General features: G+C 73.6%; 11 protein-coding genes. 8 read left to right on the forward strand and 3 right to left on the reverse strand.

Annotation, left to right across the window (positions count from 1 at the left end; genetic code table 11):
* Positions 1-108 precede the first annotated feature (108 nt).
* From J2X68_RS03745 to J2X68_RS03760, 4 genes are all read left to right on the forward strand, one after another.
* A complete protein-coding gene (locus J2X68_RS03745; protein WP_399039214.1) occupies positions 109-1662 on the forward strand; it encodes an MFS transporter in 1554 nt (517 codons plus the stop codon).
* A 164-nt stretch (positions 1663-1826) separates the two neighbouring features.
* Positions 1827-2687: a DUF1932 domain-containing protein gene (locus J2X68_RS03750; RefSeq protein ID WP_310430974.1), complete on the forward strand. Its 861-nt coding sequence runs from the start codon at positions 1827-1829 to the stop codon at positions 2685-2687.
* A gap of 41 nt (positions 2688-2728) precedes the next feature.
* Positions 2729-3175, forward strand: coding sequence for a hypothetical protein (locus J2X68_RS03755; protein WP_310431352.1), 447 nt, complete (start codon positions 2729-2731; stop codon positions 3173-3175).
* Positions 3176-3528: 353 nt separating this feature from the next.
* Positions 3529-6561 carry a glycosyl hydrolase gene (locus J2X68_RS03760; RefSeq protein ID WP_310430975.1) on the forward strand — a complete coding sequence of 1011 codons (3033 nt, stop codon included), beginning with the start codon at positions 3529-3531 and terminating at the stop codon, positions 6559-6561.
* A gap of 107 nt (positions 6562-6668) precedes the next feature.
* Here the strand turns inward: J2X68_RS03760 and J2X68_RS03765 are convergent, their stop codons facing one another.
* A complete protein-coding gene (locus J2X68_RS03765; protein WP_310430976.1) occupies positions 6669-7244 on the reverse strand; it encodes a hypothetical protein in 576 nt (191 codons plus the stop codon).
* Positions 7245-7395: 151 nt separating this feature from the next.
* On the opposite strand from J2X68_RS03765, the gene J2X68_RS03770 reads away from it, so the two are divergent.
* Positions 7396-7791: a hypothetical protein gene (locus J2X68_RS03770; protein ID WP_310430977.1), complete on the forward strand. Its 396-nt coding sequence runs from the start codon at positions 7396-7398 to the stop codon at positions 7789-7791.
* On the forward strand, positions 7788-8732 hold the full coding sequence (locus J2X68_RS03775) for a hypothetical protein (RefSeq protein ID WP_310430978.1): 945 nt from the start codon (positions 7788-7790) through the stop codon (positions 8730-8732). The genes J2X68_RS03770 and J2X68_RS03775 overlap by 4 nt, the downstream gene beginning before the upstream one ends.
* Positions 8733-8741: 9 nt before the next feature.
* Here the strand turns inward: J2X68_RS03775 and J2X68_RS03780 are convergent, their stop codons facing one another.
* A complete protein-coding gene (locus J2X68_RS03780) occupies positions 8742-12026 on the reverse strand; it encodes a CHAT domain-containing protein (RefSeq protein WP_310430979.1) in 3285 nt (1094 codons plus the stop codon).
* Position 12027: 1 nt separating this feature from the next.
* Positions 12028-12543 carry a hypothetical protein gene (locus J2X68_RS03785; RefSeq protein ID WP_310430980.1) on the reverse strand — a complete coding sequence of 172 codons (516 nt, stop codon included), beginning with the start codon at positions 12541-12543 and terminating at the stop codon, positions 12028-12030.
* A gap of 247 nt (positions 12544-12790) precedes the next feature.
* On the opposite strand from J2X68_RS03785, the gene J2X68_RS03790 reads away from it, so the two are divergent.
* Positions 12791-13183 (forward strand): hypothetical protein, encoded by a 393-nt coding sequence (locus J2X68_RS03790; protein ID WP_310430981.1) that lies wholly within the window; start codon positions 12791-12793, stop codon positions 13181-13183.
* 7 nt (positions 13184-13190) lie between these two features.
* Positions 13191-14138, forward strand: a complete 948-nt coding sequence (locus J2X68_RS03795) for a hypothetical protein (RefSeq protein WP_310430982.1) — start codon at positions 13191-13193, stop codon at positions 14136-14138.
* Positions 14139-14190 lie beyond the last annotated feature (52 nt).

Consider the following 14190-nt stretch of genomic DNA (forward strand, 5'->3'; position numbering starts at 1 on the left):
AGTGGTGACGGTCCGGCCGTCGGCGTACCGTCGAACGGTGGACCCGACGGCGGACATCCCCGTCCGCCGACCTCTCCCCAGGGCCCGCTTCCGAGCGGGCGACACGTCATGAGCAGCGTCCCTCAGCCGACCTCAGCACCCCGGACCGCCGCCCGACAGGGCGGCGGGGGCAACGCGATGGCGCTGCTGGTGATCGCCTCGTGCCAGCTGATGGTGGTCCTCGACATCACCATCGTGAACATCGCGCTGCCGGACATCCAGCGCTCCCTGGACTTCTCCACCACCAGCCTGGCCTGGGTGGTCAACGCCTACACCCTCACCTTCGGCGGCCTGCTGCTGCTCGGCGGCCGGGTCGGCGACATCCTCGGCAGACGGCGGGTGTTCATCTTCGGCGTGCTGCTCTTCGTCCTCGCCTCCCTGCTCGGCGGACTCGCCCAGAACGAGGCCCAACTCCTCGCCGCCCGCGCCCTGCAGGGCGTCGGCGGCGCCATCGCGTCCCCGACCGCGCTCTCCCTGGTCAGCACCACGTTCCCGGAAGGACCCGAGCGCAACCGGGCGTTCGGGGTCTTCGCCGCGGTCTCGGCGGGCGGCGGCGCGATCGGCCTGCTCGCGGGCGGCATCCTGGTCGAGTATCTGAACTGGCGGTGGGTGCTGTTCGTCAACGTCCCCATCGGGCTGCTCATCGCCCTCGCCACGCCCCGCTACATCAAGGAGTCCGAGCGCCACCCGGGCCACTTCGACATCGCCGGGGCGCTGACCTCCACCGTGGGCATGGTGCTCCTCGTCTACGGGTTCATCAGAGCCGCGCAGGAGGGGTGGCGGGACCCGCTCACGGTGGCGTCGTTCGTCGCGGCCGTCGTCGTCCTCGCGGTGTTCATCCTGGTCGAGCGGCGCTCCCGGCAGCCGATCACACCGCTGCACATGTTCGCCGACCGCAACAGGGCGGGCACCTACGGCATCATGCTGTGCCTCGCCGCCGCCATCTTCGGCATGTTCTTCTTCCTCACGCTCTTCGTGCAGAACGTGCTCGGCTTCAGCCCGCTCGCGGCCGGGTTCGCCTTCCTGCCGGTCAGCGCGGTCATCGCGGTCGGCGCCGGACTCGCCTCCCGGTTCCTGCCCACGTACGGTCCCAAACCCTTCATGGTGGGCGGCGCGGTCCTCGCGGCCGCAGGCCTGTCCTGGCTGACCCTGACCGACGTCGACTCCACGTACGCGGGGAGCGTCCTCGGCCCGATGCTGGTCTTCAGCCTGGGCATGGGCATGGAGTTCGTCTCGCTCACGCTGATGGCCCTCTCCAACGTGTCCCCACGGGAGACCGGTGCGGCCTCCGGGCTCCTCAACGCCACCCAGCAGGTGGGCGGTTCGCTCGGCCTGTCCATCCTGGTCACCATGTACGGCACCGCCAGCCGCAACGAGGCGGAGACGCAGGTCCCCGACTTCCTGGCCCAGGCGACCCCGGCCGAACGCCTGAACTTCCGGCGCACCGGGCAGCTCCCGGCCCCCTGGTCCGACGAGGTCCTCACGGCCGGTGTCTCGGCCGCCTTCGTCATGGCGGCGATCTTCACGGTCCTCGCCGCCCTCATCGCGATCGTGGTGATCCAGGTTCGGCCCTCGGACCTGGAACGCCTCAAGGGCGGCGCGACTCCGAGCGGCGGCGGCTGAGACGCGCCCCCGCCCGCACCGCCTTGCGGGCGGACGAGGGGCCGTGCGGGCGCGTCGCCTCCTCCCCGGCCGGCATCCGCAGCCTGCGGCTCCCAGGCCGCAGCCGGCTCCCGGCGCTCCGTGGCCCGTGGTTCGAGCGGCCGCCCGCCGGTTAGGGTCCGGGCATGGAGCATCGAGACGTGGGGATTCTGCACCCGGGAGCCATGGGCGCACGCGTGGCGGCGCAGGCGGTGACGACGGGAGCCGCCGTCTGGTGGCTGCCGCAGGGGCGGTCGGCCGCGAGCCGCGAGCGGGCGCGCGCGTACGGGTTGCGGTCCGCCGCCGGCATCCGGGAACTGGCCGCGACCTGTGAGGTCGTGCTGAGCGTCTGTCCCCCCGCCGCCGCGCTCGACGTCGCGGGACAGGTGGCGGCGGCCGGATTCCGGGGCGTGTACGTGGACGCCAACGCGGTGAGTCCCGAGCGGATGGCCGAGATCACCGGTGTGTTCGAGGGCGGCGCCGTGACCGTGGTGGACGGAGGGATCACCGGACCGCCCCCGCGCGAGCCGGGCCGGACCCGCCTCTATCTCTCGGGTGACGACACGGCCGTGGCGCGGGTCTGGGCTCTCTTCGACGGCACCGCGCTCACCCCGGTCGCCCTGGCGGGGCCGGTCGGGCGGGCGTCCGCGCTCAAGTTGTCCTTCGCCGCGTACAACAAGATCTCGTACGCCGTCGCCGCCCACGCCTGTGCGCTGGCCGACGGCCACGGAGTGCTGGACGACCTGCTGGAGCTGGCGCAACTGATGCTGCCGGGCACACCGTTGGCCGAGCTGGAACACCTGGCCGCCGCCGGGCCGCGGGCCTGGCGCTGGGGGCCGGAGATGAGCGAGATCGCCCAGGCCTGCCGGGGAGTGGGGGCGCCGTCCGGCTTCGCCGAGGCGGCCGCGGCGACGTTCGGTCGGTGGGAAGCGCACAAGGACGACCCTGCCGTGACCGGGCAGCGGTTGATCGCCGATCTCGTTCAGGGGAGTTCGTCGTCCACGTAGCGGGCTCGGAAGGGTTTGCCATCGCGGTGAGCGGCAACGCGATGTCCATGAGTGAACCGAACAGGAAGACGAGTGAACAGTCCGCAGCCGAGCGGGTGACCGCGTCCAAGGCGCGGCGCACCGCGGACAAGGCGACCGCTCCGGCTGCCCGGGCCGCCAAGAGCGCCGCCACCAAGACGGACGGCGCCGCGTCGGCCACCAAGAACGGCGTCCAGCGTTCGGCCGAGGCCACGACCGGTGCGGTGCAGAGCGCCGCGCAGAGTGCCTCGCGCGGTGTCGAGGCGAGCCGGCAGGCGATCGTCGCGACGTCGGGTCATGTCGCCGCGACCGCGAAGACGGCCTGGACCGTCATCGCGCACCGGAAGCTGATCGCGGCCGGTGTCGGGGCCGGCATCTCCGCGCTGACCGCGGCGTCCTACGCCGTGGGCCGTCGCTCCGCCCGTCCCCAGCAGGGGCCTCTCACCCGGCTCACCGGCGGTCGGATCTGACCCTTTCAGGTCGCGGTCAGGAGATCGGCCCCCGGCGGGAACCCGCCGGGGGCCGGGTCGTGTCCGGCCCGATCTTCGCTTCCGGGAATTCGTTCGGGGCGCGCGCCGTACCGGGCCCGACCGCCCGGGTGTCCTCCCTCCGGCGGGACGGACCCTGCCGCACCGCATCCGCCCCACCGGACGAACACGGCGATCGCGGCTGTGCGGTGGGGCCGCTCCGGTCCCATGACCGGCGTTTCCTGCGCGACTTGATCCGTCACACATCTTGACCTTGCTCACAGACGAGGCTTAGCGTTCCCGCGTCGAGTCGTATTGAAACGATTCAAACCACGCACGATCATCTGGGAGCGCTCATGCGGGAACCGGCCGAGCAGGGCGGCGGAATGTCACGGCGAGCGGTACTCGCCGCCGGGGCGACGGCGGGCATCGCGGCCGGGGTCGTGGCCGCCCTGGGATCCGGGACGACGGCCGCGGCGGCGCCGTACGCCGCCGGGACGTCCGGACCGAGCGCGGACTGGTTCGCCGCTCCCGCCCGTGCGGTGCGGCCCAAGTTCCGCTGGTGGTGGCCGGACGGGCTGGTGAACACCGACGAGATCGCCCGCGAGGTCGACCAGATCGCGGACGCGGGCTTCGGCGGCGCGGAGATCGCCGCCGTCCACCACAGCATCAAGGACAAGTCGGTCCTGGACACCGCGCACCACGGGTGGGGCAGCCGCCCCTGGCGCGACGGCGTCGAGGCCGCGCTGCGCCGGGCCGCGAGACGGGGCCTCACCATCGACCTCACGCTCGGCCCGAGCTGGCCCGTCGCGGTCCCCGGCGTCACCCCGGACGACGAGGCAGCCGCCAAGGAACTCGTCCACGGCCGGGTCTCGTTGAGCGCCGGAGCGACCTTCACGGGACCGGTGCCGCCGCCGGTGCACGCGCCCGCCGCCGGTGTGACCCGGCAGCGGCTCCTCGCCGTGCAGGCCGCCCGCGTGGAACCCGCGTACTCCACACGCAAGGAGACCGGGCTCGACCTCGCCAGCGTCCGGGACCTCACCTCCACCGTCGCCGAGGACGGCACCCTGACCTGGACGGCTCCCGGCACCGGTGAGTGGACGCTGATCTCCTACTGGACGCGCGGCAGCGGTCAGCAGCCCGAGTCCGGCCCGCACTCCGAGCCCGCCGCCTACGTCGTCGACCACCTCGACCCGGCGGGCACCGCGGCCGTGACCCGCTTCTGGGAGCGGCAGGTGCTGACCCCCGCCCTGCGGAGCCTGCTGAAGGCGGCGGGCGGCGCCTTCTTCGAGGACTCCGTGGAGCTGGAGACGGACGGCCTGACCTGGACCCCGTCGCTGCCGGACGCCTTCGCCGAGCACACCGGCCGGCCCCTGCTGCCGTATCTGCCCGCGCTCGTCCTGAGCGACAGCAACCAGGTGTTCGCCTTCGAGGCCCAGCTGACCCGGCAGATCAGACACGACTTCTGGGAGACCTTCTCGGAACTCTTCAACCGGCACCACGTACGGGCGCTGCGGGACTGGGCCCACTCCCTCGGCATGACCCTGCGCGCCCAGCCCTACGGACTGCAGACCGACGCGATCGGGTCCGCGGCGATCCTCGACATCCCCGAGGGCGAATCCCTCGGCTTCAAGAACCTCGACGACTTCCGCTGTCTCGCGGGCGGCAGGGACATGGCGGGCCGCACGGTGCTGTCCTGCGAGGCGGGCGCCTACAACGGCTCCGCCTACAGCACCACCTGGGACCGCTTCCTGCGCACCATGGGCGGCGCCTACGCGGCCGGCGTCAACCAGACCGTCGTCCACGGCTTCTCCTACGCCACCGCGCCCGGCGCGAGCTGGCCCGGCTTCGCCGCCTTCAGTCCCTACAACGGCGCCTCCGGGTACGGCGAGTCGTGGGGCCCCCGGCAGCCCACCTGGCAGCACGTCGGGGACATCGCCGCCTACCTCGGCCGTGTGCACGGCGTGCTCCAGTCCGGCACGGCCCGCGCCGACGTGGCCGTCTTCCGGCAGACCGGGTACGCCGCCACCGGCATCGGCGCGTCCTGGTTCACCTCGACCGGCGTCCCGCTGGGCTGGACCCACCAGTTCCTCAGCGGTCCGCTGCTCGACCTGCCGAACGCCACCGTCTCGGGCGGCCGGCTCGCACCGGACGGACCGGCGTACAAGGCCCTGTTCGTCGAGGGGGACTTCTTCTACTCGTCCACCCCCACCCTCGCCACGGCCGACGCCCGCCGTCTGCTGGAGCTGGCCCGGGCCGGGCTGCCGATCGTCCTGCTGGGCGCCTTCGACCAGCCGCTCACTCCGGGGGTCCCCGACGACGGCGAGAACGAGCTGCTGCGGGACATCCTGACCCGGCTGCTCGCCCTGCCCCACGTCACCCGGATCACCGACAAGACCGCCGTGGGCGACGCCCTCGCCGGGCTCGGCGTCACCCCGGACGTGCGCCACGCCACCGCCTCGACGCTGCTCAACGCACACCGCGTCACCCGGGACGCCGACTTCTACTACCTCTGCAACGGCAAGCACGCGGAGACGGTCAAGCCGGCCGTGGCCGCGATCGACCACCAGGTGACACTGCGCCACACCCGCCGCACCCGGGGCGGGACGACGATCCCCTACCTGCTCGACCCCTGGACGGGAGAGGCCGCACGGATCGCCCGGTACACCGAAGAGGACGGTGAGGTCACCGTGCGGGTGGCCCTCCAGCCCGGCCAGGTGATGATCGTCGCACTGGGTCGCCCGGGGCTCTTCGGCGACCGGAACGGGGCCAGGCCGCACGTCGTCGACACCGATGCCTCCGAAGTCCTCTTCGACGAAGGCTCGCTGACGGTCCGTTCGACCGAGGCGGGCACCCGCACGACCCGGCTGTCCTCGGGTCGTACGGTCACCACGACCGTCCCGTCCGTGCCCGCGCCCGTCGTCCCGGGCCCCTGGCAGCTGGACGTCGACGACTGGTACCCCGGATCCGCCCCGACCCGGACCGAGCACGTCCAGCGCACGCTCACCCTCGACACGCTGCTGCCCTGGTCGCGGATCCCGGAACTGGCCGACTCCGCGGGCATCGGGCGGTACCGGACGACCGTCGAGCTGCCGGCCGGGTGGACCTCGGCACACGGCGCCCACCTCGAACTCGGCCAGGTCTCCGACACGGCCCGCGTCACGGTCAACGGCACCCGCGCCCCGGTCGTCGACCGGCTCCACCCGGTCGTGGACGTCGGCCCCCTGCTCCGGCGCGGCCGCAACGTGATCGAGGTGGAGGTGGCGATCCCTCTCGTCAACCGGCTCAGGGTGGCCCAGCCCGCGGTCTTCGGCGCCGTCGCCCGGCAGGACTTCGGTCTCGTGGGACCCGTACGACTCGTCCCGTACGCACAGGCGACGGTCGGCTGAGGAAGCGGGGGCCGGGACGACGCCTCGCGGGGCACGTCCTGGCCCGCCACTACGGCGGCCGTGGCGCACCGTGGTGAGTCCGGCCGCCGCGGGAAGCCCGCGCCGGGTCAGTCCTGGTGCCAGATGTCGAAGGGCAGTGCGGACCCGTACCTCAGCAGCCTGCTGCCGGGACTCGTGAGGTCGGTGTAGGTCTGGTCGACGAACTGCCGCAGACCGGGGCGGACCGTCGCACGGAAGGCCCAGAGGAAGTCGATCACGTCGTCGGGCCGGTGCTCGAGGCGCTCGTACGCGTCCAGCGGGCCGCAGAAGCGCTGTGCGAAGACCTCGCCGGTGCGGGGATCCTCGACCTCGGAGATCCACAGGTTGCCCTGGAAGATCAACATCGCGTCGATGTACTCGATCAGCGCCAGGATGTTCCGCCCGTGCACCGGCTTGCCGTTGCGGGCGAGCACGGAGTGGTAGAAGTACGGGAAGAAGTGCGGGATGTCCCGCTTCTTCGTGGGGTCGCGGTCCCCGTCGGCCCAGTAGGACGACACCGGCCTGCCGCCTGACGCCCCGTCACCGATAGTGCTCCGGGACGAGGGTGAGGTCGCGGGCGATGTCGTCGGGGCGCTCGCCTGGGGCCGGCCGTACAGCTTCACGTACAGGTCGGTGCCGGTGTCTCCGGGTTTGCGGGAAGCCATGAACTCGGTCGCTCCTCACGGGTGCATGGGCGGATGAGGGAGAGTATGAAGGCGATTGCCCGCTTCTGAACGGGACTTGGTGATTTCCGTCGCCCGGCGGTGTGCCCGCGTGCCACACTCGGGACTCGCTCGTACCAGTGCTGGGGGACACATGGAGGAGACCACCGGCCTGCGGTCCCTGGCCCGGGAACTGCTGCCGGCGCTGCCGCGGCTCGTGGGGGAGGACGCCGCCCGCGTCGGCCAGGAGATCCGGCAGGCGCTGACCGCGTCGGGGGACGAGGCGCTGCGCCGGGTGCTCGCCTCCGACGACCGTCTGACGGCGTGGCTGCGGCAGAGGCCGGGCGGGGAGGGCGAGTACCGGGCACTGCCCAGCGGGTACGCGATGATCCCCGGCCGAGGGCCCTCTTCCGGGGTGTCCGGGGCCACCCTGTTCACCTGCCTCACGCCCGACTGCGCGGCGCCCGAGACCTTCGTCCGCGGGAATCTCCGGCAGCGGGTCCCCTACTGCGGGTCCTGCAACCGTCTGCTCAGCAGGGCTCCCACGTGACGGCTTTCTGGAGCGCCGCGGCGGGCAAGCTCGTCGAGCGCTGGTTCGCCACCGGCCTGGCCGCCTCGGTGTACTGGCTGACGCTGTCCGTGCTGTGGGCGCTCGGCAGCGGCCGCCCCCGGGAGGAGGCCGCCGCCCGGCTCCGTGCGTTCGGCGGGCTGGACACCGGGGAGCAGGTGGCCCTGCTCCTGATCGGCTCGGTGGTGCTGGCCGGATCCGGCCTGCTCATACAGCAGTTGACCCTGCCCGCGCTGCAACTGCTCGAAGGGTACTGGCCGCGATGGGCGGAGCCGGTGAACAGCAGGCTGCGGGAGCGTCACATCCGCCGGGCCGCCGCGTACGAGGCGGAGGCGGATCCGCTGCGGCGGCGGCGCCTGGGGCTCACCGCGGCCGACGGCGGCGGCCCGCCGCTGGACCGCGACGAACTGGTGCGGCTCGGCGGGCTGGAGGAGAGGCTGCGCTGGACGCCCCGCGCCGAGCGCGTGCTGGCCACGTCCCTGGGGAACGTGCTGCGCGCCGCGGAGACGGAACCCCTCGACAAGTACGGCCTCGACGCGATGGTCCTGTGGCCGCACCTGTGGACCCTGCTGCCCGACGGGCTGCGGCAGGACCTCGCGGCGGCCAGGCGTCGTGCGGACAGTGCGGTGGCCGCGGGGGTGTGGGGCCTCCTCCTGCTCCCGGCCGTGCCGCGCACGCCCTGGGCGCTGCTCGCGCTCCCGTACGTGTACGTGATGTGGCGCGGGGTGCTGCCCGGCGCGTGCCGGGAGTTCGGCCTGCTCATCGGCACGGCGTTCGACCTCCACCGCGGCGACCTGTACCGGGCGCTCCGGCACCCGCTGCCGGCCGACGCCGCGGCGGAGATCCCCGCCGGGGAACGTCTGACGGCGGCGGTGTTCGGCGGATCCGACGACCCGGCACTGCGGTACGTTCCCGATCCCTGACCGTTCCCCTCACGGGCCGTAATGCATGAACGGGGCCCACAGGTGCGGTTCCGGATGGGTCCGGCGCACCTCCCGCACGGCCTGGTGCAACGCGACGGCGGGTGCGACGCCTCCCGCCGGAGCGGCCGCGACACGACGGTGGAACGCGGTGGCGACCTGGGCGGCCACCCCGTCGCGCACGGTCCACTGGGCGGCCACGACATGGCGAAACCCCGAGCCCAGGAGCATCCCCGCCACATGAGCCTGGTCGTCGGCGAGCGTGAGCTGACCGGTGGCGGTGTTGCACGCGGAGAGGAACGCCAGCTCCGCGTGCTCGAGGTTCAGGGCGCGCAGGGTGTCCGCTCCGATGCCCCCGTGCAGCGCGTGATCGTGGGGGACGAGATGCGCGCTGCGGACGACCTGGGCGTTCTGGGAGCCGTGCCCGGCGAAATGGAACCAGGAATGCCGTGGCAGCTCGGCCAGGATGCGGCTCTTCGTGGCCTTCGGCCCGATCAGGTCGGTGCAGCCCGGGTAGAGCCGGCGCAGTGCGTCCGACTCCTCCCTGGCCTGAGGGAGTTCGGGCAGGTCCGGGGTCTGCGGAGCGACCACGAGAGGGCTGCCGGGCGACGGTACGAGGACGCCCGGTCCCCCGTGCGCCGCATGGCGCAGCGCGCGGAGCGTCGTCGTGTAGGACGAGACGACGCGGTCCGCCGCGCACTCCCCGCCGCTGCCGCCGTACAGGGAGCCGTACTCCCCGGCCGCGTGCAGCGGGACGAAGGCCAGCATACCGGTCGGGCACCACCAGATCCGCGGCAGCTCGTGGGAGCCGTCGGGCCGTACCGCGTCGAGAACGGGACGGACCGTGGTGTGCCACAGCCAGCGCAGTGCGCCGTTCACCGCGACGCGGGTTCCCTTGGAGCGCTCCTCGGGCGGGCACAGGGGGTCGGCTCCGCGCTGCGCGCCCCACAGGAACGTGCCCGCCTGCCGGTTGACGGCGTCGTGCGTCACGCCGGGCAGCGGCAGCACGGTGACCTGCCCGTCGCGCACGAGCAGGGCGTCGCACCGGTATCGGCTCACGTTCAGCATCGCGACGGTCCGTCCGGCGGTGTCCAGGCACGCGTCGGCTGACGGGGCGGCCGCGGTGGGGGTGAGAAGCCCACGTCCCCGTTCCAGCAGGGTGACGGCGGCCACCGGGTCACCGGCCGCCAACGCGCAGGCGGCGGCCCGAGAGGCGAGACCGAAGAACGAGGCGACCCCGTGTTCCCGCACGGCGCTCTCCCGGTCCGCGAGCCGGGCGGCCAGCAGGTCGATGGCCTCGGCGAAGGCGTCGCGGGCCGGCCGCCACTGTCCCGCGTCGGCGTACAGCCGCCCGAGCGTGACGGCCGCGGAGACCCGGTCCGCGCTCGTCGTCCGCCCGCCCGCCGCGATGGAGGACCGCAGCAACTCCACGGCCTCGTCCGTGGGGGCTCCGGCGCGCAGGGCGACGCAGCGGGCGAGCGCCGCGGTGGCCGTGGCGTGGTGGTGTTGCCCGGGTGGTGCGGCACCCGCCGCGGTGCGCAGGAGAGGCTCCGCCTCGTCGAGGAGGGCGGGGTCCCGCTCGATCTCGAACAGGTCGAGCAGCGTCGATCCCAGATTGAACGTCGCGAGCCGGACCGGGACGCTCCCGGGATCCCCCGTACGCAGGATCTCCCGGTACATGCCCCCCGCGCGGCGGACGACCGCGGGATCGCCTTCGCTGCGACGACGGGCCACCGCGGCGGCGTTGTTGAGCGCCGTCAACCGATCGGGACCGGACGGACAGGCCTCGACGGCCAGCTCGGCCGTCTGCTCCGCCTCGTCGAACGCGGCGTCCCGGGCCCCCACGTCACCCAGCACCGCCGCACGCAGCATCAGGGCGTGGCCCAGGTGCAGCAGCGCCAGCGCCCGGGAGCGGCTGTCGGGCGGGCACAGCTCCTCGGCGTTGCGGAACCACTCCACGGCGGTGTCCAGTTCGCGGGGGTCTCCCTGCACCTCGTAGCACCGGATCAGAATGCGGGCGAGGGTGTCGAGCATCGGCGGGTTGGCGGTGTCCCCGGACCGGAGAACCTCCACGGACGTCAGGGCGCTCTCCCGGGCCGCGCGCAGCAGGGCCTCGTCCCCGGTGAGGAGATGGTGCTCGAACTGCGCGTCCGCGAGGTCGCTGAGGTGTACGGCGCGCAGGGAGTGGCCGTGCGGCAGCGATTCCGCCGCGAAGGTGAGCGCCTCTTCCGCGCGCACCAGCGCGTCGACGTCGCCGGCGCGCCGGCCCAGCAGGATCAGCAGCCGGCCGTACCGCCCGTGCGCGAGGTGGCGCTCGCCGTCGTCGGACAGGCCGGTCAGGGCCGTCTCCGCCGAAACCAGAGCCTCCCGGAGCAGTGCGAGGTCCTGATTCACCACGTACTGGTCGCCCAGGACACGGGCGGCCGTCGCGTGGACGAACGGTGCCGCGGGGTGGTCCGGACGCAGGTGCCGAAGGGCCTCCCGGCACAGCTCCGCCGCCTCGCTCAGCGATCCCGCGGCGGGATCGACACCGGACCGGGTGCACAGGATGTCCGCCCGCTGGGCCACGATCCGGGGGTAGTGGGCGTGCGCGGGGCTGATGCCGCGCGACGCCAGGTCCGACGCCTCGGCGGCCTCACGCAGCTTGCCCGTGTCGCCGGTCGCCTCGAAGTGGTCGAGGAGGGTGACACAGAGGTTGTAGGCGGGCAGGTGGGCGAGGAGGTCGCGCGGCGGCACGGCGCCCGCGGCGGTCCGCAGACAGTCCGCGGCCTGCTCCAGGCGCCAGATCTCGTCCGGGTCGCAGGGAAATCGGCGGCGCAGGAACCTGCCGAGGAGGTCGAGGAGGGAGTGCTGTCTGCCGTGTTCCGCGGCCGCCGCGCCGAAGGCGTGCAGCACGTCGATCCACCGGTCGAGGGCTACCGGGTCCGTCGCCGTCGCGGGGTCCTCCAGGGCGTTCTCCGCGTCGGTCAGCAGGTGCTGCAGCCTGGCGGCCTCGCCCTCGGGCGCGGCGGCGACCCGCAGCATCACCTCCACATGCGCGGGCAGCTCGCCGGGCAGCACGTTCGCGATCTTGGAGAACAGCCGGAACGCCAACTGGGCGTCGGAGCCGCCGAGATCGTCCGTCGCCGCTGCGCGGTACTGGTAGAGCCAGGCGACCGCGGCCACGGACTCGGGGGTGGGCTGCTCCACGGCACGTGCCGCGTCCTGCTCGGCCTCCGGGGCGAGGACGGCCGTGGCGTCTCCGGCCCGGAATCCGGCCAGCCGTGCCCGCACGGCGTCGAGGGCGGAGCCGCGCACGTCAGTCCTCCCTCTCCCACATCCCGAACGGCAACTCGTCGCCGTAGCGCCACAATCTGCTTCCGGGCGCGGTGAGATCGGTCTCGAGGCGGGGGATCCAGTCACGCAGCGCGTCGCGCGCCCGGGGATTCCAGGCCCACAGGAAGTCGATCATGTCGTCCGGGACCTTCTCGAGCGCCTGTCCCTCCGGCCCCCCGCCGCGGAATCGCCGGCTGAAGCGCGCCTCGGCCGCCGTGTCGCCGAACCGGTGGAACCAGCCGTAGGCGTTGGCGCTGATCATCTGGGAGACGTACTCGGTCAGCGCCAGCAGGTTGTGCGGGGTGGCCTCCTTGCCGACCGCGAAGAGGACTCCGTGGAAGAAGTCCGGGAAGAGCGGCGGAATGTCACGCGGTGCGCCCTCGGGCTCGGTCCCGGGCCGGCGAGGTGCGGCCGGGCCCTCGTTCTCGCGGGACGCGCGGACCGCCACGAAGCCGAATCCCACGATGCCCAGCACCACGAGGACGATGAAGAATGCCATGCCATATCCCCCTTCAGGCAGCTTTCTCCGTTCACTATGACGGACCGCGGGGACGCAGGCGGGGCATCCGGCTGAGAACGTCCGCGGGATCGACCGCGGACGCCGTCCGCTGGGCGGGCGCGGCTGCGGGGCCGGGGAGCGCCACCGGCGCCCACCGGTCGCCCACCGCCCGTCCGTGGGTAGAGTCTGGGCGTCACACGGGCGGACAGGCCGGCGGACGCGGCGGGTGCGGAGGGCTGAACGGCGTATGCGCTACGCGATGTTGGTGGATCCCAGGGCCGAGGACGGAGGCGTCGTCCCGTGGCTGTCGCTGCCCGCAGGGACCGCCCTGAACGACGCCGCCGAGGCCCTGGAGCGGTTGCTGACCGCAGGGGACCGACCCGAGCGGCTCCTGCTCTTCGTGGGCGACGAGCGGATCGGGGCCACCTCCGGCACCTATCTGCGGGCCGTCCTCGGGATACAGCCCGATCGCGGGCCGGGCGACGAGGTGCGCGCCGCGGCTCCCGGCGAGTCGACCCGGTTCAGTCTGATCGCGTTCCGCTGCGCGGTGTGCGGGAGTTGTGCCTACACCGCCTTCTACGACGACCGGTACCGCCCGTCGTGCCGGGCGGGCGACCACGGTCCGATGGAACTGAGGTGAGCCCGGCGTGAGCCTCGGGCCCGTCGTCCCCAAGCCGCTCGACGGCTCGGCCAGGTTCTTCTCGGTGGCCTATCTGCCGACCTACGCGGCGACGCTGTTCGTCCTGCTCCTGGTCTGGGCGGGCGCGCCCGGAGCCGATGTCTCCCCGCGGCGTGCCTGGCGCACCGCCACCGCGGTCGGCGCCGGGCAGGCGGTGTGGATCGTCGTCGGGACGACCGTGGTCGCCGTGGTGTTCCAGCCCTTCCAACTGGCCATGGTGCGACTGCTGGAGGGCGGATGGCCCGACCCGCTCGGCGCCTCCGCGCTCCGCGCGCTCCAGCGAAGGCGCAGGGCGCGGCTGGCGGCCCGGGCCGAGCTGTCCGGGGCGGCCGGGGAGCCGTCGCCCGCGCAGGTGCAGCGGGCGGGCGCGGCCGCTGCCGCGCTGCGCCGGCGGTATCCGCTCCCGGACCACCTCGTCCGGCCGACGGCCCTGGGCAACGTGCTGGCGGCGCTGCGGGACACGGCCGGCCGGGACCACGGCTGGGACGCCGCCGTCGCCTGGCCGCGGCTGTACCCGGTGCTCGCGGACCGCGCCAGGGCCGTCGTCGACGACGGCCGCGACTCCCTCGACGCGGCGGCGCGCCTGTGCGTCACCACCGCCGTGACCGCCCTCGTGAGCACCGTGCTGCTGCTGCGCTCCGGCTGGTGGGTACTGCTCGCCCTGGCTCCCGCCGCCGTCGCACTGCTCGCCTACCACGGGGCCGTCCAGGCGGCGCTGACCTACGGCGACGCCGTCCGCGCCGGGTTCGAACTGCACCGCTTCGACCTGCTGCGGGCTCTCCACCTGCCGCTGCCGGACACCCTCCAGGAGGAGCGGACCCTGGCCGAGGCGCTGTGCCTGCACTGGCGTCAGGGTCTGCCGCCTCCCTCCCGGTACGCGCATCCCGTCGACCTGCCGCCCCCGCCCGGGAGTTGACGGCCGGGACCGGTGCCGCCAGACGCTCGCGGCACCCTGCCCCGGGACCGCC

Origin of the sequence: Streptomyces sp. 3330 (assembly GCF_031456635.1) — a bacterium.
GTDB lineage: Bacteria > Actinomycetota > Actinomycetes > Streptomycetales > Streptomycetaceae > Streptomyces.